Below are 23,827 nucleotides of genomic sequence, written 5' to 3' on the forward strand. Positions count from 1 at the left end.
GCTGCGCGCGATCGCACGGGCTGACGCTCGGCGCCAGCCAGCCTCGGCAGGCGGCTCAGGAATGAACTCTGCCACAGGGGTTTGCGTGCGGGTCTTGCAAGAGTTGCAATGGGGCCAGATTCACGCAGTTACGTGGAGCCCTCCGCTCGAGACCCCACTGTACCACCACGCACGTCGACTGCGAGCAGGAGAGCCTCCCACGGGGTGTCGGTGACGCGTTCGGCGAGCTCGACCGCGTCCTGACGACTTCCGGGGCCGTCCGCGAGGACCAGCACACTGGGGCCTGCGCCGGAGACCACCGCGGCGAAACCGGCAGCGCGCAGCGCCTGCACCAGACGCTGCGTCTCCGGCATCGCTCCGGCACGGTAGTCCTGGTGGAGGCGGTCGGCAGTCGCATCCAGGAGCAGCTCCGGGCTCTGCATCAACGCGGCGATCAGCAGCGCGGAGCGGGAGACGTTGAACACGGCGTCGGCAGTGGAGACCTGCGGCGGCTGGAGCGACCGCGCCTGCGAGGTCGACATCGTGTACGTGGGGACCAGCACCAGAGGCGAGACTCCCCTGTGCACGAGGAGCTTCTTGTGCTGCGGTCCCCGCTCCGACATCCATGCGATCGTCAGGCCACCGAAGAGCGCCGGCGCCACGTTGTCCGGGTGGCCTTCGAGCTCGGTCGCCAGCCGGAGGAGATCCGTGTCATCGATCTCCACATCACCCTCGAGCAATCCCTTCGCGGCGAGCACGCCCGCAGCCACGGCGGCACCGGATGAGCCGAGGCCCCTGCCGTGCGGCACGGCGTTCTCCGCGATGATCCGCAGACCGGGAACAGGGCGTCCCGCGTCGGCGAACACATAGGCGATGGTGCGGACGATCAGGTTCGACTCATCACGAGGGATCTCGGCCGCTCCGGATCCCGAGACCTCGATCTCGAGCTCGCCGGCCGGCAGGGCCGTGACCAGAAGCGTGTCGTAGATGCTGAGCGCGAGGCCCAGTGTGTCGAAGCCGGGGCCGAGGTTCGCGCTCGTCGCCGGCACCCGCACCTCGACGGTGCGTCCTTCGACGGCTCCGCCCTCCGCGGGGACGACGGGCGCTGTCATCGTCACTCGCCTTCCACCCGGAGCACCGAGACCACGCGTGCGACGACCTCGCTGTCCGCGAGAGCGTCGACGGTGGCACTCAGGGCCTGCTCCGTCGCGCGGTGCGTTCCGATGATCAGACGGGCAGTGGGCTCGTCCTCGCCTTCCACGGTCTGCACGACGGTGGCGACCGAGACATCGCCGTCGCTGAGGATGCTCGCGACCGTCGCGAGCACACCTGGCGCGTCCGCGACCTCGAGCGTGATCTGGTACCGGGTGGTGACGTGACCGATCGGCACGACGGGCAGGTTGGCGCGAGTGGACTCTCCCACCCCGACCCCGCCTGCGATGTGACGACGGGCCGCGGAGACCACGTCGCCGAGCACGGCCGACGCGGTCTGCACGCCACCGGCACCGGCACCGTAGAACATCAGGGAGCCCGCAGCCTCCGCCTCGACGAAGACCGCGTTGTTCGCACCGTGCACGGAGGCGAGGGGGTGCGATGCCGGGACGAGGGCCGGGTACACGCGCACCGAGATCGACTCGGCACCGTTGGCCTCGATCCGCTCGCACACGGCCAGCAGTTTGATCACGAAGCCTGCAGCTCTGGCCTCTTCGATCATCGATGCCGTGATCGAGGTGATGCCCTCGCGGTAGACGGCTTCGAGCGGCACGGCCGTGTGGAATGCCAGGCTCGCGAGGATCGCCGCCTTCTGCGCCGCATCGTAACCCTCGACGTCCGCCGTCGGGTCGGCCTCGGCATAGCCCAGCCGCTGCGCATCGGCGAGCACGTCGGCGAAGTCGGCGCCCTCGGTCTCCATCCGGTCGAGGATGTAGTTCGTCGTGCCGTTCACGATGCCCATGATGCGCACCACGCGGTCGCCGGCGAGCGAATCGCGCAGGGGACGGATGATCGGGATCGCCCCCGCCGCGGCGGCCTCGTAGTAGACGGAGGCGCCCACCCGGTCAGCGGCCTCGAAGAGCTCGGGCCCATGAGTGGCCAGGAGAGCCTTGTTCGCGGTGACCACGTCGGCCCCGGAGCCGATGGCCTGCAGGATGTTCGTGCGGGCCGGCTCGATGCCGCCGATGAGCTCGATCACGATGTCGGCGCCCAGGATGAGCGACTCGGCGTCGGTCGTGAAGAGCTCCTTGGGCAGGTCGACGTCGCGTGGCGCGTCGAGGTTGCGCACCGCGATCCCGGCGAGTTCCAGTTCGGCGCCCGCGCGGTCGGCGAGTTCGTCGCCGTGGCGCAGCAGGAGGGCCGCGACCTGAGAGCCGACCGCTCCGGCACCCAGCAGCGCCACACGAAGTCGTCGGTATTCAGTCATGGTTGCTCCTTCGGAGGTGGGTCATTGGTCTCCCTCGGGGGCGTGCGCCCCGTCGATGCCCGCGTCGCGGGCCAGCACGTCGTCGATGGTCTCGCCGCGGACGATGACCGCGGAACGTCCATCGCGTACGGCGACGACCGGCGGACGCGGGACGTGGTTGTAGTTGCTGGCGAGCGAGACGCAGTAGGCGCCGGTCGCCGGCACGGCGAGCAGGTCCCCGGGCACGAGGTCGTCCGGAAGGTACTCGTGATCGACGACGATGTCGCCCGACTCGCAGTGCTTGCCGACCACGCGGCTGAGGCGCGGCTCGCCCGCTCCGACCCGTGAGGCGATCCGCGCCGAGTACTGGGCGCCGTACAGCGCCGGACGTGCGTTGTCGCTCATCCCGCCGTCGACGCTGATGTAGCGGCGGACGGCTCCGGTGTCGATCGTCACGTCCTTGGTGGTGCCGACCTCGTAGATCGTGACACCGGCCGTGCCGACGATGGCGCGGCCGGGTTCGAAGGACAGGGCGGGAATGGAGATGCCCCGGGCGGCGCAGTCGTCGGCGACCGCGGTGATGACGGCACCGGCAAGGTCTTCGATGGGTGTCGGGTCGTCCACACGCGTGTACGCGATGCCGAAGCCGCCGCCGAGGTTGAGCTGGGGCACGGGGCCGTCCTCGAGCAGGGCTGCATGCAGGTCGAGCACGCGCGACGCGGATTCGCGGAAGCCTGCGACGCCGAAGATCTGCGAGCCGATGTGGCAGTGCAGTCCGGCGAACACCAGGCCGGGGATCTCCCGGATCCGGACCACGGCCCGCTCGGCGTCCGGCAGGGGGAACCCGAACTTCTGGTCCTCGTGGGCGGTGGCGAGGAAGTCGTGGGTCTCGGCATGGACGCCGCTGATCACACGCACGAGCACGCGCTGCGTCGCGCCGGTACGCGCCGTGATCGCTGCGAGGCGTTCGATCTCGATGGCACTGTCCACGATGATCGTGCCGACCCCGACCTCGACCGCGCGTTCCAGCTCGGCGACCGACTTGTTGTTGCCGTGGAAGCCGATGGAAGCGGGAGCGACCCCCGCGGCGAGGGCCACGGCCAGCTCTCCCCCGGTGCACACGTCGACGCGCAGTCCCTCGTCGACGACCCAGCGCGCCACGGTCGTGCACAAGAACGCCTTGCCCGCGTAGTACACCTGCGCCGTGGTGCCGTTCTCGGCCGCTGCCCTGTCGAACGCCAGGCGGAATCTGCGCGCACGCCCGCGAACCTCGTCTTCATCGAGCACGAGGAGCGGAGTGCCGTAGGTGCGGGCCAGGTCCGTGGCGCTGACGCCGGCGATGTCGAGCACGCCGTCGTCGTCTCGTACTGCTGAGGCCGGCCAGACGCCGTCGGCGAGATCGTTCGCGTCCTCGGGGACGGCGAGCCATTCCGGGGCGAGCGAATCGGCAGGGAGAAGCACTGATCACCAATCGTGGGAAGGATCTCGGGCAGGGCGCGCACATCGAGGTTGACCCGATTCTAGGGCACCCACCCCGTCGCCTTGATCACGGTGACTCGCCGCGTCAAGCCCCTGCAGCACTCCGCAGGTGCCTCCTAAGGTGGGGGCGTGACGAACAGCGAGACAGCACACCACGACGCGGAGTCCTCCGCGAAGCCGAAACCCGGACTTATCGCGCGCATCACGACGCCGGCCATCGCGTGGGCACTCTCCCGGCGACCAGTCAGGGCCGCACTGCTCTACTCCGAGCGACGGGGTCCGATGCTGGCCGACAGCGTCACGTATCGCGCTCTGTTCAGTGTGTTCGCGGGCGTGCTGCTGGGCTTCTCGATCGCCGCGCTCTGGCTCGCCGGCAACCCCGACGCGTGGCGCGCCATCATCCAGGCAGTGCAGTCCGCCGTCCCCGGCCTGATCGGGAAAGACGGCGCGATCAATCCCGAGGATCTGAAGGCCCCCGCATCGCTCTCCGTCGCGGGCATCATCTCGCTCGTCGCCCTCGTCGGAGCCGCTCTGGGAGCGATCGGCTCTCTCCGCACCGCCGTGCGGGTGATCGCCGGGACCGTCCAGGACGACATCCTCTGGGTGTGGGTGATCCTGCGCAACCTCGCCCTGGCGCTCGGGATCGGACTCGCCTTCGTCGCCTCCGCCGCGCTCACCTTCGTCGGTCAGCTCGGAGTCGAGTGGATCGCCGACCTCCTCGGCCTGCCCGCCGACTCCGCCGCGGTCGCCTGGACCGTTCGGCTGCTCTCGCTGCTCGTGGTGTTCGCTCTCGACGCCGTGCTCATCATCGGTGTGTTCCGCGTGCTCTCGGGCGTGCGTCCCGCCGCCGGTTCCCTGTGGCCCGGTGCCCTGATCGGCGCCCTCGGTCTGCTGGTACTCCAGGAGCTGTCCGGTCTGTTCGTGGGCGGCGCGACCAGCAACCCGCTGCTCGCCTCGTTCGCGTCCCTCCTGGCGCTGCTGATCTGGCTGAACTTCTCGACCCAGGTGATGCTGTTCGCCTGCGCCTACATCGTGACCGCCGAGGAGGAGAGGTCCGATCGCGTTCATGCGAGGTTCGCCGCGACCACGTTCCCCCAGCGGCGGCTCCAGCGAGCCGAGGCCGAAGTGCAGATCGCGACGGCCGAGCTGCGGGCGGCACAGAAGGCTGCGGCCTCCGACGCGGGGTCCTGATCGGCGTCGGTTGACCCCACCCTCGTTGTGACCCGATCGGGTAACCTGGTCACAAAGAAAGGGGCTTCATGGAGCCACGTCGCACGAGCATCACCCTCCCCGGCACCACCGTCTCGGTCCTGGAATGGCGCCCCTCATCCGAAGCCGGCCTTCCCGTCCTGCTTCTGCATGGCGGTGGCGCCGACAACGCCCAGCTCTCGTGGGGAGAGGTCGGCCCTGCGCTCGCCAGCGCCGGACATCGCGTGATCGCCCCCGACCATCCCGGTTTCGGCCGCAGTCCCCGTCCCGGCTGGTCCCTCACCCAGGAACACCTCGTGCGATACGTGGGCGACCTCGTCGACGAACTCGGCCTCGTCGACTACGCCATCGCCGGCCTGTCGCTCGGCGGTGGCATGACGCTCGGCCACCTCCTCGATCGGCCGAGCCACGCGAAGTCCGCCATCCTGCTGGGGTGCTACGGATTGATGCCGCGCCTGGCCGACGGGCTCTCCGGCCGGATGACGCACTTCGGCACGTTCCTGCTGCTGCGCACAGGACTGCTGGCGGCCACCACCCGGTCCTACGCGCGCAACGCGCCCGCGATGGAACGAGGCCTGGCCACGCTCGTGCGGAATCCTCAGGCGCGCACTCCCGATCTCGTGAAAGCGGTGCTCGACGAAGCGTCCACCGGCACGGGCCTGACGAGCTTCGCGGAGTGGCAGCGCGATCAGGTGCTCTGGAATCGACTGCGCACCGTGTACACGCCTCGACTCCCGTCCATCACGACCCCCACACTTCTCGTGCACGGCGATCGCGACACCGGGGTGCCGCTCCCCCATGCCGAAGCCGCCGCGGAAGTGTTGCCCGTCGGATCCCTGACGGTCGCCGCTGGAGCAGGGCACTGGGTGCAACGCGACCGCCCCGACCTCGTCGTCCCGGCGATGCTCGACCATCTGGAGGGACACCGCGATGCCCAGGCCCCGCGTCCCTGATCGCCGCGAGCGGATCCTCGATGCTGCCGAGGAGCTCGTGCTCGCCAACGGTTTCGACGCCATGAGCGTCGCCTCGATCGCCGAACGCGCCGGCATCGGCAAGGGCGCGGTCTACCTGGAGCTCGCCGGCAAGAAGGAGATCCTCGATGCGCTGCTGCAGCGCGGCACGACCCGGATGAACGACCGCGTGCGTCGTGAGCTGGGCGACCGGCCGCGCCTCAGCTCCGCGTACCGCGCGTCCGCGCGCGCTCTGAGCGAGGACGCGCTGATGACGGCGGCCTTCCTCGACGACCGGGGCATCCTCGGTGCGCACGTGGCGGATATCACAGACGGCCGATACCGTGACCGGCAGAGGCGCGTCAACGAATGGCTGCGGGGGCTGCAGAGCCGAGGCGAGATCGTGGACGACGTGGATGTCGAGGCCCTCGCCCTCGCACTCTCCAGTGCATCGATCGGACTGCTCTCCGCATCCCGGTTGCTCGGCCCGTTCGAACCGACATTGCTCGAACGCGCCATCGACACGATCGGCCGCATGGCCGAGTCCTTCGAGAGGAACTGATCATGCATGTCGCGACCTTCGGCGATCCGGCCGGCCGGCCGCTGCTCCTCCTGCACGGCGGCGGAGTGGCCGGGTGGATGTGGGAGCCCGTCCGCACCCACATCGACAGCGGCGTGCGGGCGATCGTCCCCGACCTCCCCGGCCACGGACGCAGCACGGATGCGACCTACGACTCCCACGCGGTCACGGTCGCCGCGCTCGCCGGCGTGCTGCAGAAGGTCGGCCGACCGGCGACCGTCGTCGGATTCTCCCTCGGCGCACAGCTCACCGTGCAGCTCGCCGCAGACTTTCCCGAACTGGTGCGGAACGTCGTCGTCATCAGCGCCCAGGCCATGCCGATGCGGATGACCCGCCCCACTCTCGCGCTTCTCGGAGCGACCGCCGGTCTCGCGTCGAAGGAGTGGTTCGCCCGGCTGCAGGCACGGCAGCTGTTCATCCCAGACGAGCTCCTGGCCGACTATGTGCGCACATCCGCCGCGATCTCGCGCGAGACGCTCCTGCGCTCCGTCGAGGAGAATCTCCGTTTCACGCCTCCTGCCAGCTGGCGGACCTACACCGGAGCCGCGTCGATCCTGGTCGGCGCCGGGGAGAAGTCGCTCATGAAGCGCTCGGCAGCGCTCCTGCACGATTCACTGCCGCACAGCACCCTCGAGGCCGTCGATGGCTGCGGGCACGGCATTCCCCTGCAACGACCCGCCTGGCTCGCCCGCCGCATCGAAGCGATGCTCAGCGCCAGCGACTCCCCGTGAACCGAGACCGCTGCCCGTCAGCTCGGGCAGCTGCCCTTGCTCTGAAGAGCCTTGTCGGTGACGATCGCGCCGTTCACGTCGACGTCGATCACGGCCGCCTCGTCGACGATCTCGATCCCTGTGAGCGTGAGTCCTGAGGGCAGCTGATCGGCGATGCACACCCGTTGGGGCTGCGTGAGTCCCTCCCCGAGGGCGCCGAGGGTGGAACCGACCCGGTCGAGGTCGACGTCGAGTCCGCCGATGCTGACGCCGACCGGCGTGAGCTCGAGGTCACCGTCGATGGTGCCGGGTGTGAGGGTGAGGGAGAGCGGCACCGCGGCTCCGAGCACGCTGATCGAACCGCTCACCGTGGCATTCGGCGCCGTGAACTCCACCGAGTCGACCGGCAAATCGGTGCCGGCCAGGAGCGTCGTGAACTGCTCCTGGTCGACGCGGACCGTGCCGGAAGCGCCGCCGAGGTCGCCCCCGCGCAGCGGAACACCGGTCGCCGTGACATCCGCGGCGCCCGTGATCCCGTCCAGCGTCACGGAATCGGTCGAGAGATGCAGGGTGTCGAGGGTGCCACCGATCAGCTGGGGCAGCAGGAGTCCCTGCGTCTCGACGTCGAGCTGCTGGTCGGCAGGGAGGTCGAGCTTCTCGACGACGATCGACCGTACGACGCCAGGCAGCACGGCGCGTGCGATGAGCTCCGCCGCGACGACCAGGAGCGCGAGCACGACGACCGCGACGAGAAGCACCCACGGCCACCGCCGCCGCTTCTGCTGCGGGGCGTCTGCACCCTCATCGGATGCCGAACCCGGGATCACGAGGGTCGGGTGCTCCGTCGCCGCGTCCGGGTAGGGCCGGGTGTGGTTGTCGTCGCTCATGCCTGCCATCCTGCCCCACGGCGACGCACGCCTGCCTGCACTACATGCGCTCCGGCGCCGAGACCCCGAGCAGGTCGAGTCCGTTGCGCAGAACCTGACCGGTGGCGTCGTTGAGCCACAGACGGGTGCGATGCACGCTCTCGATGGGGTCGTCGCTCAGCGGGATGACGCGGCAGTTGTCGTACCAGCGGTGGTACAGACCGGCGAGTTCCTCGAGGTAGCGGGCGACCCGATGCGGCTCGCGCACCTCGGCGGCGAATGCCACGATCCGCGGGAACTCCTGCAGCGCTCCGAGCAGCGCGCTCTCGGTCTCGTGGGTGAGAGTCTCGGGCGCGAACTCGGAGCGGTCGACGCCGGACGCGACTGCGTTGCGTGCCACGTTATGCGTGCGGGCATGCGCGTACTGCACGTAGAACACGGGGTTGTCGTTCGTGCGCTTCTGGAGAAGCTCGGGATCGAGGGCGAGCGGCGAGTCCGCAGGAGAGCGCTCCAGCGAGTAGCGCAGCGCGTCGGTGCCGAGCCACTCGCGCAGATCGTCCATCTCGATGATGTTGCCCGCGCGCTTGCTGAGACGGGCACCGCCGATCGAGACGAGCTGCCCGATGAGCACCTCGACGTTCTTCTCGGGGTCCTCCCCCGCCGCGCCGGCGATCGCCTTGAGGCGGTGCACGTAGCCGTGGTGGTCGGCGCCGAGCAGGTAGATCTTGTCCTGGAAGCCGCGGTCGCCCTTGTTCAGGTAGTAGGCCGCATCGGCGGCGAAGTACGTGTACTCGCCGTTCGAGCGACGGATCACGCGGTCCTTGTCGTCACCGAAGTCGGTGGTGCGCACCCAGACGGCGCCCTCCTGGTCGAAGACATGCCCCTGCTCGCGCAGGCGATCGACGGCCTGGTCGACCAGACTCACACCCTGATCGTTCTTGGCGTGCAGGGTGCGCTCGGAGAACCAGACGTCGAAGTCGACGTTGAACTTCGACAGCGACTGCTTCTGCTCTTCGAGCTGGTAGGCGTAGGCGAGCTCGCGGGCGACGTCGACCTGTTCGTCGGCCGGCAGTTCGAGCAGGTCGGGACGCGCAGCGAGCACGCGCGCCGCGAGGTCGCCGATGTAGCTTCCCGCGTAGCCGCCCTCCGGGGTCGGCTCTCCCTTCGCCGCGGCGAGGACGGAACTCGCGAAGCGGTCCATCTGCGCACCCGCGTCGTTGATGTAGTACTCCCTGGCGACGGTGGCACCCGACGCGGCGAGCACCCGGGCGATCGCATCGCCGAGAGCGGCCCAGCGCGTGTGTCCGATGTGGAGGGGTCCGGTCGGGTTCGCGCTCACGAACTCGATGTTGATGCTCTGGCCCACCTGCGAGTCGTTCGACCCGTACGCGTCCCCTGCGTCGACGATGACCTTCGCCAGCGCACCGGCGGCTGCAGCGTCGAGGCGGATGTTGATGAATCCGGGGCCCGCGACCTCGGCGCTCGCGATGCCGTCGACGCCGGCGAGACCGTCGGCGATCTGCTGAGCCAGCTCACGCGGGTTCGTGCCGAGCGGCTTGGCCAGGCGCATGGCGATGTTCGACGACCAGTCGCCGTGGTCGCGGTTGCGGGGGCGCTCGAGCACGATGTCTGATGCGGAGAGCTCCAGGGGCTCGCCGGGGCGTCGTTCCTCCGCGATGGGTGCGAGGACGGCGAGGAGGGCTGCGGCGAGGGTTTCGGGGTTCATAGCCCCCTCAGTTTACGGGGCAGGACGACGCCGGCCGACGGCACGGACCGGGAGGAATTCGCGTTCGCTCTCCCGTGATCTACTCTCATCACATGAAGCCAGCCGCCGCCCGCCGCCGCCGGGGTGTCGCCGCGATCACCGCCGGCCTGATCGTGGCGGTCGCAGCCGTGGCTATCGGCGTCTGGCGCCCGTGGGTTCCCGCCCCTCTCGCCGCCCCGATCAGCGCGGCCGCAGCGGGCGAATCGGACGCATCGGCGGTCATCGCGCCGGCACCGCTCGTCCTCCCGGAGAACCCCACTGTCCTGGTGTTCGGCGACTCCTGGACGTACGGCTCGGCGGCCGCCCTCCCCACGCAGGGCTACGCCTATCTCCTCGCCGATCTCCTCGGCGGCCGGACCATCGTGGACGGCGTCCGCGGGAGCGGATACCTCAAGCCCGGTATCGACGGACCGACGTTCGGAGAGCGCATCGCCGCACTCGACCCGTCGCTGTCGCCCGACCTCGTGATCATGCAGGGCTCGATCAACGACCGTGCCCAGGGTGCCGCCGGATACCGCGAGGCCGTGAACGCCGCGTGGGACGCGATGGCCGCCCTCTACCCGAAGGCCACGATCGTGGTGCTCGGCCCGGCCCCGCACGAGCTTCCCGTCGGTGCGACCACGGCCCGCATCGACACCGACCTCGCGGAGCTCGCCGCAGCGCGCGGCTGGTGGTACATCTCCCCCATCGCCCAGGCCTGGATCACCGCGCAGAACTATCTCGACGTGATCGACGTGGAGGTCGGCCGCAAGCATCCGTCCACGGATGGACACCGATACCTGGCCGAGAAGCTGGCCGCCGCCCTCGACGAGCTGCGCGCCGCGCCCATGACGGAGGCCGGTGGGTCGGAGACCACCCCCGACGAGTGATATTGTCGATCGGTACGCCTCCGTAGCTCAGTGGATAGAGCGCCGGTTTCCGGTACCGTAGGTCGCAGGTTCGACTCCTGTCGGGGGCACACATCAGCAGAAGGCCGCTCTTCGGAGCGGCCTTCTCTCGTTTCGCCTCGACTGGCGGTTCGCGCTCAGCTGCGAAACCGCCCGGGATCAGCGGCTGCCGAACGTCCGCGGCGGCCGAACGTGCGCAGGCCCCGCGGATCTTCCCAGGCCTTCCGGATAGGCTGTTGCCGTGCCCCTCCTCTCGATCGCCGGTTCGACGCGTGCCCCGCACCGTCTGCGTTCGGCGACGCCCATGAGGGAGTGGATGCGGATCATCATGCACCCGGGCACGAACGGGTGGACCAGCGTCTGGGGCACTCTCTCGCACGGCGAGATCGCCGGCTGCCCGCCGCCACGGAACTAGACCACGCCTCGAACGGGGCTGTGGTCTTCTGCGCCATTCACCCCTTCTCTCGCGTGAGGTCTTTCCGTGTCCCCGAATCCTTCCCCTGCCCGCTTCTCCCTCGCCCCGCACGCCCTGTGGCAAGGCATCCGTTCCAACGCACGCAGCGACGTGCTCGGGGGTTCGCTTCTGCTCGCGGCCACGTTCGCCGCGTTGATCCTCGCCAACAGTCCCGCCGCGCCCTGGTACGAGTCCGTGCGCGACTTCACCTTCGGCGTCCCCGAGCTGCATCTCGAGCTCAGCATCGGCGCGTGGGCGTCGGACGGACTCCTGGCGATCTTCTTCTTCGTCGTCGGGTTGGAGCTGAAGGAGGAGTTCGTCGCGGGACGCCTGCGCGATCCTCGCCGCGCCGCCCTCCCCATCGCCGCGGCCGTGGGTGGAGTGGTGGTGCCCGCGCTGATCTTCGTGCTCATCAACGCCGCGAGCGGTGCGGATGCGCTGCGTGGCTGGGCGATACCCACCGCGACCGACATCGCGTTCGCGGTGGCCGTGATCGCTGTCGTCGGCAAGTTCCTGCCGCCCGCGCTGCGTGTGTTCCTGCTGACCCTCGCCATCATCGACGACCTCATCGCGATCACCATCATCGCGACCTTCTACACCGAGAGCATCAGCTTCCCGTGGCTGATCCTCGCGCTGCTGCCCCTGGCAGGATTCGCCGCCCTGGTGACGAAGGGCGTGCGCGCATGGTGGCTCCTCCTGCCCCTCGCCATCGCGGTGTGGGTGTGCATCCACGCGTCCGGCGTCCACGCGACGGTCGCCGGCGTGCTGCTCGGCTTCGTCGTGCCTGTCACCGCGACGGAGCGCGCCCGGGTGCGCACGGGCACCGACGCGGACGGCCGTCCGATGTACGACGGCATGGCCGCGCACCTCGCCGACCGGTGGGGCATCGTGGCTACGTTGTTCGCGGTGCCTGTGTTCGCGTTCTTCGCCGCCGGCGTCACGGTCGGCGGATGGGACGGACTCGCATCGGCGTTCACCGACCCGATCACGATCGGCATCGTCGTGGGACTGGTCGCCGGCAAGCCGGTCGGCATCCTCGTCACGACCTTCCTGCTGAGCCGGATCCCCGCTCTGCGTCTCGACGAGACGCTCCGCTGGCCCGACCTGACCGGCATGGCGTTCCTCGCGGGAATCGGCTTCACCGTGTCGCTGCTGGTCGGCGAGCTCGCCTACGGGTCGAGCTCGGTCGCGGACGAGCACGTGAAGATCGGCGTGCTGGTCGGGTCGTTCGTCGCAGCCCTCCTCGGCGGGATTATCCTGGCGCGGCGCAATGCGCTGGCCCGAGCGGCGCGTCGGGTCGAGTGACCCTCACCGACCTTCCGGTGAGACCGTGGCCTCCGGATGGGCGTCGCTCAACAGGCTTCCATCCGGCGGTCGACGGTCCCAGGACGGGCGACGGATCGCGTAGAACACGAGGGGTGGTGCGCCCAGCACCACGATGACAGCGCCGACGACCCACGGATAGGCCGCGGGAGGGAAGGCGGTGAATCCCTCGGGCGGGATGAAGGCGAGCAGGAATGCCGCAAGACACGCGACGAAGCCGATGCCGGCGACCAGCGGCAGCGCAGCGACGCGGTACGCGCGGTGCACCGTCGGCTCCTTGCGACGCAGCACGATCGCCGACGCGAACATGAGCATGTACATGATCAGGTACAGCGCGGCCGCCATGTCGATCAGTGCGACGAACGCGGCACTCACGTTCGGGACCACGATGAAGATCGCAGCGAGGATCGTCACGATCGTGCCCTGGAGCATCAGGATCCCGGACTGGACCCCAGCCTTGTTGCGCTTCTGCAGCATCGGTGGAAGCAGGCCCGTCTCGGCGGCGGCGAGCACACCCTTCGAAGGCCCAGCGACCCAGGTGATCACGGAGGCGAGCGCGCCGGCGGCGATCAGCGCCGAGACGGCTGCCGTCGCCCATCCCATGCCCCAGTGATCGAAGTACACACCGAAGGCGAGCATGATGCCGTTCGTGAGCCCCAGTTCCTTCGACGGGACGGCGACCGAGATCGCCAACGTCGGAAGGATGAACACGAGCAGGATCAGACCGGCGGCGAGGAACACCGAGCGGGGATACCCCTTGCCCGGGTCCTTCATCTGGTTCACGTGGACCGCGTTGACCTCCATCCCGGCGTACGCAAGCACATTCGACACGATCAGGACGATGGACGCCAGGCCGGTGAAAGGAGGGATGATCGCCGATGCTTCGAGCGGGACCTGGCTCTTCTCGCCGCTGAACACCCAGATCGCACCGAACACGATGAGCAGCGCGGCCGGCAGGAGCGTGCCGAGGATGCCGCCCCAGGAGCCGAGCTTGGCGAAGAGGTTGCCACCGCGGAGGGTGACGAAAGTCGAACCCCAGTAGAACACGATGATCACGACCGCCGTGAAGAAGCCTGAACTCGACAACGACGGATCCATGAACACGAACGCGAGGGCACCCGCGATGAAAGCGAGCTGCGTGGGGAACCACACCACGTTCTGGATCCACTGCAGCCACACCGCGGTGAATCCCCACCTGTTCCCGAGCGCCTCCCGCACCCAGACGTAGATGCCGCCCTTCCATCCGGTGGCGAGCTCTGCGGCGACCAGCGCCGTCGGCACCAGGAACACGATCGCGGGGATCAGATACAGCATGATGCTGCCGAGGCCGTACGTCGCCATCGCCGGAAGCGAGCGCAGACTGGCGACGACGACCAGGGTGAGCAGGGCGAGCTGGCCGACCCCGAGGATGGCGACAGCCGGCCGCGACACCTGCGTGGCTGCCGACGTGCGCGCGGCTGTGGGGCGCGTCGGCCCCGCTGCCGGAGTCGATTCGGGAGTGGCACCCGTGTTCGAAGTGGACATCGTGGGCTCAGTGGTGGAAGGCCGATTGGGGCTTCTCGGTCGGCATCGGCGACTCGAGTGCGTCGAGGTAGGCGACTTCGGTCGCGATCGCCTGCAGAAGCTCCTCCGCGAGGTCCATGCTCAGCCCGTTGCGCACCACGATGCGCTGCACCGTGATCCGCTCCAGGTCGGCGGGCATCGGATACGCCGGGATCAGCCAGCCCTTCATCCGCAGCCGATCCTGCAGATGGTAGAGCGTCCAGTTCTTCGTGTGTCCGTCCTTCAGACGCCACGCGAACACCGGGATGTCGCTGCCGTCGTTCCAGAGCTCGAACGCGTCGAGCTTCGCGATCCCCGCGGAGAGGTACTTCGCGACGTCCTGGGAGGCCTGCTGCACAGCGCGGTACCCCTCGAAACCGAGACGGAGGAACAGGTAGTACTGCAGCACCACCTGAGCCCCCGGCCGCGAGAAGTTCAGCGCGAACGTCGGCATCTCCCCGCCCAGGTAGCTCACCTTGAACACCAGGTCCTCCGGGAGCCACTGCGCCTCCCGCCACACCACCCAGCCGAGCCCCGGATACACGAGCCCGTACTTGTGCCCTGACGTGCTGATCGAATGCACCCGCTCGAGGCGGAAGTCCCACACCAGGTCCGGCTGCAGGAACGGCGCGATCATCGCCCCCGATGCCCCGTCCACGTGGATGGGGATGTCGAGGCCCGTGTTCTTCTGGATCTCGTCGAGAGCGGCGGCGATCTCGGCCACCGGCTCGTACATGCCCGTGTACGTGACCCCCATGATCGCGACGACGCCGATCGTGTTCTCGTCCACATACTTCGCCAGGTCGTGACCGTCGAGAGTCTTGTGCTCCTCGCTGATCGGCACGTAGCGCGGCTCGACGTCGAAGTAGTTGCAGAACTTCTCCCAGCACACCTGCACGGCCGAGGACATCACGATGTTCGGACTCGAGGCATCCTTGCCCGCCGCGCGCCGAGCCTGCTGCCAGCGCCGCTTGAAGGCGAGACCGCCCAGCATGCACGCCTCCGACGACCCGATGGTCGAGGTACCGATGCTCTTCTCCGCATCGGGCGCGTTCCAGAGGTTGGCCAGCATGTGCCAGCAGTTGTCCTCGATCGCCGCCGTCTGCGGATACTCGTCCTTGTCGATCATGTTCTTGTCGAAAGACGCGGCATAGACCTGCTTCGCGTCGTCGTCCATCCACGTGCTCACGAACGTGGCGAGGTTCAAGCGCGCGTTCCCGTCGAGGATCGTCTCGTCCTCCACGATCTGCTTCGCCGTATCGGGAAGCGACTCCCCTGGCGGGATGACGTGGCGCGAGGTGAGCGTCGCCTCCCCCGGCCTCGTGAAGATCGGCTGGTCGGCGCTGGAGGGAGTGCTCATGTCCGTGACCTTTCGCATCGCTGTCGGCGTACAGCCAGCGACACGCTCGATCCCATCGCTGGCCGTGTGCCGACCACTATCCCAAGAGCGACGACGCCGCGCCACTCCACTTTCGGCCACATCGAAGCTCCCCCGGGTGAATTCGGGGCGGAGCGGGACGATCACCGAAGTGACGTGCCTAGCATGTGCGGAGCGGGGCTCCGCCGCGGAGTGGACTCCCGAGATCATCGGCTGAGGGCGGTCGACTCAGCCCGAAGAAGGGAAGCATCCATGGCTGAACTCATCGTCATCTCGTTCGACAGCGAGCCACAGGCGGAAGGTGCCTACGACGAGATCCTGTCGCTGCAGAACGATCTGGTCGTCGAGCTCGCGGGCCTGGCGCTCGTGAAGGTCGACGAGAAGGGCAAGACCAAGGTCGAGTACCCGGGTGCAGCGGGGAACATCGGCGTCGGTGCCGCTGGAGGCGCGCTGTTCGGCATGCTGATCGGTCTGCTCTTCTTCGTCCCGTTCGCCGGGCTGCTGTTCGGCGGCCTCTTCGGCGCGCTGTTCGCCGGGCTGGACAAGACCGGTATCGACGCCGAGTTCCGGGACCGAGTGAAGAACGCGGTCTCCGAGGGCAAGTCCGCCGTCGTCGTCTACGCGACGAAGATCACGGAGGACAAGTTCGCCGCCGCTCTCGCGCCGTTCAAGGGCACCGTCGTGCAGACCTCCCTCTCGGCGGAGGACGAGAAGGAGCTCATCCACGACCTCGGCGGCGCGAGCTGACCCGCACTGTCGAGGAAGCCAGCACTGTCGAGGAAACCAGCACGGTCGAGGAAGCCAGCACCGTCGAGGAAGAAGGGCCCCGCTCCTGGAGCGGGGCCCTTCTTCGCGTCCGCCCGGCCTCAGCGATCGAGGATCGCGCGGGTCGTCACCTCGGGCCGCAGATCGAGCCTCCGCAGCAGCTGGGCGTTGAGCGCGACCACGATCGTCGACAGCGACATCAGGATCGCCCCGACCGACATCGGCAGCACGAAGCCGATGGGCGCGAGCACACCCGCAGCCAACGGGACGGACAGCAGGTTGTAGCCCGCGGCCCACCACAGGTTCTGCTTCATCTTGCGGTAGGCCGCGCGCGAGAGCTCGATGACCGAGAGCACGGAACGCGGATCGTCGCTGGCGAGGATGACTCCCGCCGACGCGATCGCGACATCCGTTCCGGCACCGATGGCCAGGCCCACGTCGGCCTGCGCGAGTGCGGGTGCGTCGTTGACGCCGTCGCCGACCATCGCGACCTTGCGACCTTCGTGCTGCAGCTCCTGCACCTTCGCGGCCTTGTCCTCGGGGCGTACGCCCGCGAAGAACCGGTCGATGCCCAGATCTGCCGCGACCGTGTGCGCGACGGCTTCCGCATCGCCGGTGATCATGACCACCTGCACCCCGAGGGCATGCAGCGCATCGACGGCTTCGCGCGACTCCGGACGGATCTCGTCGGCGAGCTTCAGCGCCCCGATCACCTGCCCGTCCTGCACCACGTGCAGGATGATCGCACCGTCCTCGCGCCACTGCTCGGCGACAGGAAGCTCGTCGGACCGCTCCTCCGTCAGCAGGTGCGGGCCGCCGACGCGCACCGTCGTCCCGTCGACGGTCGCCGTCACGCCGACCGCCGGCGACGACGTGAAGTCGCGACTCGCTGGCACGGACAGTCTCTTCTCGGCCGCGGCGCGCACGATCGCCTTCGCCAGAGGGTGCTCGCTGTCGGCCTCGGCGGCGGCGGCGAGCGCCAGCACCCGGTCGGCGTCATGCCCGCCGGAGACCGAGACCTCCGACACGGTCGGTTCGCCCTTGGTGAGTGTCCCGGTCTTGTCGAACAGGACCGTATCGACGGTGCGCATGCTCTCCAGCGCGAGCCTGTCCTTGACCAGGACGCCACCGCGAGCCGCCCGCTCGGTCGCGATCGACACGACGAGCGGGATCGCCAGGCCCAGGGCGTGCGGGCAGGCGATGACCAGCACCGTGATCGTGCGGATCACGGCGGCGTCGGGGAAGCCGACGAGTGTCCAGACGATCGCGGTGATCGCCGCGGATCCGAGCGCGAACCAGAACAGCCATCCCGCTGCCGTGTCCGCGAGGCGCTGAGCGCGCGAGGACGAGCTCTGCGCCTCGGTCACGAGTCTTTGGATGCCGGCCAGCGTGGTGTCGTCCCCGGTCGCCGTGATCTCCACCCGCAGCCCCGAATCGGTGGCGACCGTGCCGGCGGTGACCTGGTCGCCACTGCCGCGAGTGACCGTGCGGGACTCGCCTGTCACCATCGATTCGTCCATGGACGCACGTCCGTCGACGATCCGCCCATCGGCCGGCACGCTTCCGCCGGGCCGCACGATCACGATGTCGCCGACCCGGAGGTCGACTGGTGAGACCACGACGACCTGCCCGTCCTCCACACGCTCCGCCTCGTCCGGCAGGAGTGCCGCGAGCGAGTCGAGAGCAGAGGTCGTCTGCGCGAGCGATCGCATCTCGATCCAGTGTCCGAGCAGCATGATCACGATGAGGAGCGCGAGCTCCCACCAGAAGTCGAGCTCGTGGTGCAGGACGCCGAGGCTCGCTCCCCACGACGCGAGGAATGCGACAGTGATCGCGAGCCCGATGAGCAGCATCATGCCGGGCTTGCGCGAACGGATCTCGCTGACGGCACCCGTGAGGAAGGGCTTGCCTCCCCACACGTACATCACGGTTCCCAGCACGGGTGAGACCCAGGCCAGGCCCGGCACGTCGGGCAGGGTGTAACCGAGGATCATCGCGAACATGCCGGAGAGCACGACGGTGGGGACGGCGAGGGCCAGCATGATCCAGAACAGTCGCCGGAACTGGGCCACGTGATCGCCGTGCCCGCCGTGACCCGCGTGATCGCCGTGACCCGCATGGGAGTCGTGACCCGCATGGGAGTCGTGGCCCGCATGCGCAGCTGCGCCCTGCGGACGGTCGGGGCTTCCCGGCTCGCTCTGGGCGGTACCGTGCGCCTCATGCGCGGTGTGGTCGTGGTGCGGAGTGCTCATCACCCTCTCCTCCTCGGAAGATCGATGCCGTGCGGGGCCACGGGTGTGCGCCCCCGCACGGGTGAAACGTTCAGGCAGCGGCGGCGTACTTCGCCGGGTCGGCGTCGAACGCCGGCCCGCACCCCGCGCAGCAGAAGTAGTAGCGCGTGCCTTCGTAGTCGCGGAACAGGCCGGCGGCCTCGGCATCCGCGATGACGACGGGACTGCCGACCATCACCGGACACTCCGCCATGTCCCCGGCTGCGGGCGCCAGCAGGTCCTTGCGTCCATCGGCGGACACGGCGGTGGTGCTGTTCACGCTGCAGCAGGAGGCTGCGGGGGAATCGGACATCACATTCTCCTCTGGGGTATCAACGGGTTCCGGGCGTGGAGACCGATGCCGCGCGATCCTGCGCCGCACCGCTCCGTGCCGGAGAGGGATCCGCCGCCTGGCTCCGGAAGGAGCGCAGCCGGAGGCTGTTGCCGACGACGAAGACGCTGGAGAACGCCATCGCCGCACCGGCGAGCATGGGGTTGAGCAGACCGAGGGCCGCGAGCGGGATCGCCGCGACGTTGTAGGCGAAGGCCCAGAAGAGGTTGCCCTTGATCGTGCCGAGTGTCCGTCTCGAGAGGCGGATCGCGTCCGCGGCGCTGCGCAGATCGCCGCGGACGAGCGTGATGTCGCTCGCCTCGATCGCGACGTCGGTGCCTGTGCCCATGGCCAGCCCCAGGTCGGCCTGGGCGAGCGCGGCCGCATCGTTGACGCCGTCGCCGACCATCGCGACGACCTTGCCCTCGCGCTGGAGCCGGGTGACCACGTCGACCTTGTCCTTCGGCAGCACTTCCGCGATCACCTCGGCGATCCCGACCTCCGCCGCGATCTGCTCGGCCACCGCTCTGTTGTCGCCGGTGAGAAGGATGGGCGTCAGCCCCAGACTCTTCAGCTGCGAGATGGCCTGCGCGCTGGTCGGCTTCACGGTGTCGGCCACCACGAGCACACCACGGGCTTCCCCGTCCCATCCCACGGCGATGGCCGTCTTGCCCCGACTCTCCGCCTCCGCCTTCGCCGAAGCGAGGTCGGCGGGCAGATGCTGCGACCACTCCGCCAGCAGCGATTCACGGCCCACCAGCACGGCATGTCCGTCGACGACGCCCTGGACGCCCTTGCCTTCGACGTTGACGAAGTCCTCCGCCGCGGGGAGCGCTCCGATCTCCTGGGTCGCGGCCTTCGCCACCGCCTGCGCGATCGGGTGCTCCGAGGCATCCTCCACCGCACCCGCAAGGCGGAGCAGCTCGCGCCTGTCGACCCCCGCCGCGGTGTGCACCGCGGTGAGTGTCATCCTGCCGCTGGTGACGGTCCCGGTCTTGTCGAGCACCACCGTGTCGACCTTGCGGGTCGACTCGAGCACCTCAGGACCCTTGATCAGGATGCCCATCTGCGCGCCACGTCCCGTTCCCACCAGCAGCGCGGTCGGCGTCGCGAGACCGAGTGCACACGGGCACGCGATGATGAGGACGGCGACAGCGGCGGTGAAGGCGGCCGACGCCGGGAATCCGGCTCCGAGCCAGGCTCCGAGCGTGGCGATGGCGATCGCGATGACGATGGGCACGAAGATCCCCGACACACGGTCGGCGAGCCGCTGCACCTCGGCCTTCCCGGTCTGCGCGTCCTCGACCAGCTTCGCCATCTGCGCCAGCTGCGTGTCGGATCCGACGCGCGTGGCACGGATGATCAGACGACCGCCCGCGTTGACGGTCGCGCCGGTCACGGCATCCCCCTCGCCCACCTCCACCGGCACCGATTCACCGGTGAGCATCGAGGCGTCCACCGCTGAGGTCCCCGACACGATGATGCCGTCGGTGGCGATCTTCTCTCCTGGGCGCGCGACGAACTCATCTCCCGGCTTCAGGTCGGCGGTGGGGATCCGCGTCTCGATGCCGTCGCGGATCACGGCGACGTCTTTTGCGCCGAGTTCGAGCAGCGCCCGCAGTGCCGCCCCGGCCTGGCGCTTGGACCTCTTCTCGAAGTAGCGCCCGGCGAGGATGAACATCGTCACCCCGGCGCCCACCTCGAGGTAGATGTTCGCCGCACCGTCGCTGGGTGCCACGGTCAGTTCGAACGGGTGCGTCATGCCGGGTGCCCCCGCGGTCCCGAAGAACAACGCGTACAGCGACCACAGCAGTGCGGCGATCGTTCCCATCGAGATCAGCGTGTCCATGGTGGCAGCGCCGTGCCGGAGGTTCGTCCACGCCGCCTTGTGGAACGGCCACGCCGCCCACACGATGACGGGTCCGGCCAGAGCCAGCGAGAGCCACTGCCAGGAGGTGAACTGCAGCGCCGGGATCATCGCCATCGCGATGACGGGCACGGTCAGGATGATCGAGGCGACGAGCCGGTGCCTGAGGCTGGTCAACTCCGCGTCCGACGCGTCGGTCACCTCGCCGGCGGGCGTCTTCGCTTCTGGCATCGGGAGAACGGCGGTGTAGCCGGTCTTCTCCACCTCCGCGATGAGCAGCGCCGGGTCGAATCCCTCCGGTGCGGTCACCTTGGCCTTCTCCGTCGCGTAGTTCACGGTCGCGGTGATGCCGTCGATCCGGTTGAGCTTCTTCTCGATCCGCATCGCGCACGATGCGCAGGTCATGCCGCCGATCTCCAGCTCGACGCTGGTCGGTGCGGCTGCGGACTGCGTGTCCGTCATGGTGATCTCCTCGATCCTCGCGCTGCCCGTACGACGGCGGGAAGCGCACTTCTTGTGGACGGCTTCAGTGCTCGTCGTGCTCGTCTTCGCCCGTGCCCGTCGACGACCCGTCGGCCGGAGCTTCCGCGTCCAGCACGAACGCTGCGGTGTGCACCGTCCCCTCCACCTGGAAGTCGAGGTAAAGCAGGTATCGTCCCGCGGTGGGCGTCTGGGCGGTGAAGACCACCTCGGGGCCGGCGACGTCGCCGGGAGCCGGCTCATCGCCGTGCGCGTGGACGTGCAGGTAGGCGAGGTCTCCCTCCCGCAGCGCGACGAGGTGGCCGAAGGCGCCCAGGTAGGGCTCGAGCGTCGTGACGGGCACGCCGTCTCGGCTGACCTCGACGGTCAGCTCGCTCGCAGCACCGGCGACGAGGGCGCCGGTGATCGACACGTCGAAGCCGTCGACGGCCACGCGCCTCTCGGTTCCGGTCGGGGGACGCGGTTGGAAAACGCCCGCGATGTCCACCGTCCGTGAAAGTGTCACCGGCGTCCCGCCCGTCGCGGTGAAGTCCGCATAGACGCGGTAGGTTCCCGCCGCATCCCAGGTCCACGGCAGCGACCACGTGCCCGTGTGTTCGTCCCGTTCGGGATGGACATGGCGGTACCCGCTGCCGTCACTGCGCACCACGATCAGGTGCAGCTGCTTGCCGTGTGCGGTCTCATACGAGGTGACGGGGGTGCCGGCGGCGTCCCGGATCACGAAGGACAGCTCCCCCGCGACTCCGCTTGCGTCCGGCGCTTCGACCACGCCCATGGCGTATCCCGATGCGGCGATGGTCACTCCACTCACGTCGATCTCCTCGTCCATCCCGCTCTGAGTGTTCTGCTCTGCGCCTTGCGGGGACGGCCCGTCATGACCGGCGCCCGCGCGTCCCATCCAGGACGTAACCGCACTGTCCGGGACGATGGCGCCCGCCGCGGCGAATGCGATGCCGAACACCATCACGAGTCCCGCGCCGTAGAGGCCGAGACGGCCAGCGGTGTTCATCAGGCCGGCACCGCCTGGTATCCGGCCTCGTCGACGGCTGCGAGGATCACCGCATCGTCGAGCGGGTGTGCGCTCGTCACGACGAGCCTGCCGGTCTGTGCGCTGACGTCGATCGAGTCGACTCCGGGAACCTGGCCGACCTCGCTGCGGATAGCGACCTCGCAGTGGCCGCAGCTCATCCCGCTCACCTGGTACTCGCTCGTGCTCATGACGGTTCCTCTTTCGTTCTCGCATACCCGGGTGGGGTACTCCTTCACGCCAACCCTATACCCTCCAGGGGTATTCCCGTCAACCGGGCGCGCTCGTCTCGCCGAGCGCGCGCATCGCCCGTCGGGGGTGATCGAAGCGTCTCGGTCACGCGGCGGGATGACAGCCTGGACCCGCTGCCGACACTCGGCGAGAAGCGAGGATCTGACATGACCGGACACCCCTCCCTGCCTTCGTGGCGCGACACTCCGACCCGCACGGACATCGAGGATTTCGTCGCCGCCGTGACCGTGGGGCCGGACGCAGTCCCGGTCGAGGAGCGGATCGCCGTGTTCGACAACGACGGGACGCTGTGGCCCGAGAAGCCCATGATCACCCAACTGCACTATGTCGTCGAGCAGTGGCGAGCCGCCGCCGAGCGCACACCCGAGCTCGCCGAGCGCCAGCCCTACCTCGCGGCCGTGAGCGGCGATTACGGCTGGCTGGGCACGGCGATCGACAAGCACTACGGTGGCGACGACTCGGATCTGACGATCATCATCCAGGCGCTCGTCGGGCTCACGCACGGGATGAGCGTCGAGGACTACGCGCGTTCGGTGGCCGAGTTCTATCGCACCGCTCAGCACCCGACATTGAAGCGCCCCTATTCCCAGACGGTCTACCAGCCCATGGTCGAGCTGCTCCGATACCTGGAGCACCACGGCTTCACCTGCTACATCGTCTCCGGCGGCGAGCGCGACTTCATGCGTCCCATGACGAAGGCGAACTACGGTATCCCTCCGGAGCGCGTGGTCGGATCGGCCTTCGGCCTGACATGGGACGATGCGGACGCGACGGTGCGGTATTCCTCCTCCCTCGCCTTCTTCGACGACGGTCCGGAGAAACCCGTCCGCATCTGGACGCGCATCGGCAGGCGCCCGCTGTTCGTCGGCGGCAACTCGAACGGCGACACCGCGATGATGGACTTCGCCCGGCGTGGGCCCCGCCCCGGATTCGCGATCCTGATCCACCACGACGACCCGTCACGCGGTGACACCCCCTATGACGCCGGCGCGGAGAAGGCCCTCGCGAGCGCCGACGACAAGGGCTACACGGTGGTCAGTGTGAAAGACGACTGGGCGACGGTGTTCCCCGCGGCTCCCTGATCACTCACGACAGCATGGCCGCGGCCTCGAGCTCGAGATCGCGGTAGAGGTACCAGGGCTTGGAAGGATTCGAAGCCTGCTGATTGCGGATCATCTTCAGGGCCTGGTCGGCGAGGTCCTTCGACAGGTGGTAGCCCTGTTCCGGCGTGGCCGGCGCCTCGATGAAGTGGTTGTCCTCGACCAGGTCCGGGTACCAGTTGTTGGTCTCTCTCTTTCTCTCCCCCCCCCCCCCC

Annotated in this window: 22 protein-coding genes and 1 tRNA gene; 10 read left to right on the forward strand and 13 right to left on the reverse strand. The window is 68.9% G+C overall.

Translation table 11 applies throughout. The features are described 5' to 3' along the window. Positions 1 to 128: 128 nt before the first annotated feature. The 3 genes from thrB to lysA are packed head-to-tail and all read right to left on the reverse strand — an operon-like array spanning position 129 to position 3,838. A complete protein-coding gene (gene thrB, locus MOX01_RS12740; RefSeq protein WP_046748227.1) occupies positions 129 to 1,091 on the reverse strand; it encodes a homoserine kinase in 963 nt (320 codons plus the stop codon). A 2-nt stretch (positions 1,092 to 1,093) separates the two neighbouring features. Continuing rightward, the gene (locus tag MOX01_RS12745; RefSeq protein WP_046748226.1) at positions 1,094 to 2,398 is read right to left on the reverse strand and encodes a homoserine dehydrogenase; all 1,305 of its coding nucleotides are present in this window, start codon (positions 2,396 to 2,398) and stop codon (positions 1,094 to 1,096) included. A gap of 21 nt (positions 2,399 to 2,419) precedes the next feature. After that, positions 2,420 to 3,838, reverse strand: a complete 1,419-nt coding sequence (gene lysA / locus MOX01_RS12750) for a diaminopimelate decarboxylase (RefSeq protein WP_141369995.1) — start codon at positions 3,836 to 3,838, stop codon at positions 2,420 to 2,422. A 147-nt stretch (positions 3,839 to 3,985) separates the two neighbouring features. On the opposite strand from lysA, the gene MOX01_RS12755 reads away from it, so the two are divergent. The 4 genes from MOX01_RS12755 (at position 3,986) to MOX01_RS12770 (ending at position 7,326) form a co-directional block, all read left to right on the forward strand. After that, positions 3,986 to 5,047: a YihY/virulence factor BrkB family protein gene (locus MOX01_RS12755; protein ID WP_082682558.1), complete on the forward strand. Its 1,062-nt coding sequence runs from the start codon at positions 3,986 to 3,988 to the stop codon at positions 5,045 to 5,047. A 68-nt stretch (positions 5,048 to 5,115) separates the two neighbouring features. Further along, complete coding sequence (locus tag MOX01_RS12760; RefSeq protein ID WP_141369996.1) at positions 5,116 to 6,018, forward strand: alpha/beta fold hydrolase; 903 nt, start codon at positions 5,116 to 5,118, stop codon at positions 6,016 to 6,018. Beyond that, complete coding sequence (locus tag MOX01_RS12765) at positions 5,996 to 6,577, forward strand: TetR/AcrR family transcriptional regulator (RefSeq protein WP_141369998.1); 582 nt, start codon at positions 5,996 to 5,998, stop codon at positions 6,575 to 6,577. The genes MOX01_RS12760 and MOX01_RS12765 overlap by 23 nt, the downstream gene beginning before the upstream one ends. Positions 6,578 to 6,579: 2 nt before the next feature. Then, positions 6,580 to 7,326, forward strand: a complete 747-nt coding sequence (locus MOX01_RS12770; RefSeq protein ID WP_141370000.1) for an alpha/beta fold hydrolase — start codon at positions 6,580 to 6,582, stop codon at positions 7,324 to 7,326. Between the two features lie 17 nt (positions 7,327 to 7,343). Here MOX01_RS12770 and MOX01_RS12775 read toward each other — a convergent pair whose 3' ends face one another. After that, a complete protein-coding gene (locus MOX01_RS12775; RefSeq protein ID WP_141370002.1) occupies positions 7,344 to 8,192 on the reverse strand; it encodes an LmeA family phospholipid-binding protein in 849 nt (282 codons plus the stop codon). Positions 8,193 to 8,232: 40 nt separating this feature from the next. Continuing rightward, on the reverse strand, positions 8,233 to 9,897 hold the full coding sequence (gene argS / locus MOX01_RS12780) for an arginine--tRNA ligase (protein ID WP_046748220.1): 1,665 nt from the start codon (positions 9,895 to 9,897) through the stop codon (positions 8,233 to 8,235). Positions 9,898 to 9,989: 92 nt separating this feature from the next. Between argS and MOX01_RS12785 the strand changes: the two genes are divergently transcribed. The 4 genes from MOX01_RS12785 to nhaA all read left to right on the forward strand — a co-directional run bounded on the left by MOX01_RS12785 (position 9,990) and on the right by nhaA (position 12,582). Then, positions 9,990 to 10,805: an SGNH/GDSL hydrolase family protein gene (locus MOX01_RS12785; RefSeq protein ID WP_141370004.1), complete on the forward strand. Its 816-nt coding sequence runs from the start codon at positions 9,990 to 9,992 to the stop codon at positions 10,803 to 10,805. A gap of 16 nt (positions 10,806 to 10,821) precedes the next feature. Continuing rightward, positions 10,822 to 10,894: transfer RNA gene (locus tag MOX01_RS12790), tRNA-Arg, on the forward strand. Between the two features lie 170 nt (positions 10,895 to 11,064). Further along, on the forward strand, positions 11,065 to 11,238 hold the full coding sequence (locus MOX01_RS19215; protein ID WP_164734097.1) for a hypothetical protein: 174 nt from the start codon (positions 11,065 to 11,067) through the stop codon (positions 11,236 to 11,238). A 66-nt stretch (positions 11,239 to 11,304) separates the two neighbouring features. Next, the gene (nhaA, locus tag MOX01_RS12795) at positions 11,305 to 12,582 is read left to right on the forward strand and encodes a Na+/H+ antiporter NhaA (RefSeq protein WP_141370006.1); all 1,278 of its coding nucleotides are present in this window, start codon (positions 11,305 to 11,307) and stop codon (positions 12,580 to 12,582) included. Between the two features lie 3 nt (positions 12,583 to 12,585). Here nhaA and gadC read toward each other — a convergent pair whose 3' ends face one another. Then, on the reverse strand, positions 12,586 to 14,124 hold the full coding sequence (gadC, locus tag MOX01_RS12800) for a glutamate/gamma-aminobutyrate antiporter GadC (protein WP_141370008.1): 1,539 nt from the start codon (positions 14,122 to 14,124) through the stop codon (positions 12,586 to 12,588). Between the two features lie 7 nt (positions 14,125 to 14,131). Continuing rightward, entirely contained in the window at positions 14,132 to 15,502 is a 1,371-nt protein-coding gene (gene gad, locus MOX01_RS12805; protein WP_230977873.1) for a glutamate decarboxylase, read from the reverse strand. A 270-nt stretch (positions 15,503 to 15,772) separates the two neighbouring features. On the opposite strand from gad, the gene MOX01_RS12810 reads away from it, so the two are divergent. Next, the gene (locus MOX01_RS12810) at positions 15,773 to 16,267 is read left to right on the forward strand and encodes a DUF1269 domain-containing protein (RefSeq protein ID WP_046748216.1); all 495 of its coding nucleotides are present in this window, start codon (positions 15,773 to 15,775) and stop codon (positions 16,265 to 16,267) included. A 119-nt stretch (positions 16,268 to 16,386) separates the two neighbouring features. On the opposite strand, the gene MOX01_RS12815 is transcribed toward MOX01_RS12810, so the two are convergent. The 5 genes from MOX01_RS12815 to MOX01_RS12835 form a co-directional block, all read right to left on the reverse strand. Continuing rightward, positions 16,387 to 18,537 (reverse strand): heavy metal translocating P-type ATPase, encoded by a 2,151-nt coding sequence (locus MOX01_RS12815; RefSeq protein WP_141370012.1) that lies wholly within the window; start codon positions 18,535 to 18,537, stop codon positions 16,387 to 16,389. Positions 18,538 to 18,607: 70 nt separating this feature from the next. After that, a complete protein-coding gene (locus MOX01_RS12820) occupies positions 18,608 to 18,868 on the reverse strand; it encodes a YHS domain-containing protein (RefSeq protein ID WP_046746401.1) in 261 nt (86 codons plus the stop codon). Positions 18,869 to 18,887: 19 nt separating this feature from the next. Further along, positions 18,888 to 21,215, reverse strand: a complete 2,328-nt coding sequence (locus tag MOX01_RS12825; protein WP_141370014.1) for a heavy metal translocating P-type ATPase — start codon at positions 21,213 to 21,215, stop codon at positions 18,888 to 18,890. 64 nt (positions 21,216 to 21,279) lie between these two features. Further along, on the reverse strand, positions 21,280 to 22,242 hold the full coding sequence (locus MOX01_RS12830) for a DUF8832 domain-containing protein (protein WP_141370016.1): 963 nt from the start codon (positions 22,240 to 22,242) through the stop codon (positions 21,280 to 21,282). Continuing rightward, positions 22,242 to 22,451, reverse strand: a complete 210-nt coding sequence (locus MOX01_RS12835; RefSeq protein WP_046746404.1) for a heavy-metal-associated domain-containing protein — start codon at positions 22,449 to 22,451, stop codon at positions 22,242 to 22,244. Before MOX01_RS12835 ends, MOX01_RS12830 begins: the two co-directional genes overlap by 1 nt. 207 nt (positions 22,452 to 22,658) lie before the next feature. Between MOX01_RS12835 and MOX01_RS12840 the strand changes: the two genes are divergently transcribed. Beyond that, complete coding sequence (locus tag MOX01_RS12840; protein WP_141370018.1) at positions 22,659 to 23,594, forward strand: HAD family hydrolase; 936 nt, start codon at positions 22,659 to 22,661, stop codon at positions 23,592 to 23,594. A 4-nt stretch (positions 23,595 to 23,598) separates the two neighbouring features. On the opposite strand, the gene MOX01_RS12845 is transcribed toward MOX01_RS12840, so the two are convergent. Next, a partial coding sequence (locus MOX01_RS12845) for a hypothetical protein (RefSeq protein ID WP_230979369.1) occupies positions 23,599 to 23,827 on the reverse strand: 229 nt, incomplete at its 5' end.

This window comes from Microbacterium oxydans, from assembly GCF_006540085.1.
GTDB lineage: Bacteria > Actinomycetota > Actinomycetes > Actinomycetales > Microbacteriaceae > Microbacterium > Microbacterium oxydans.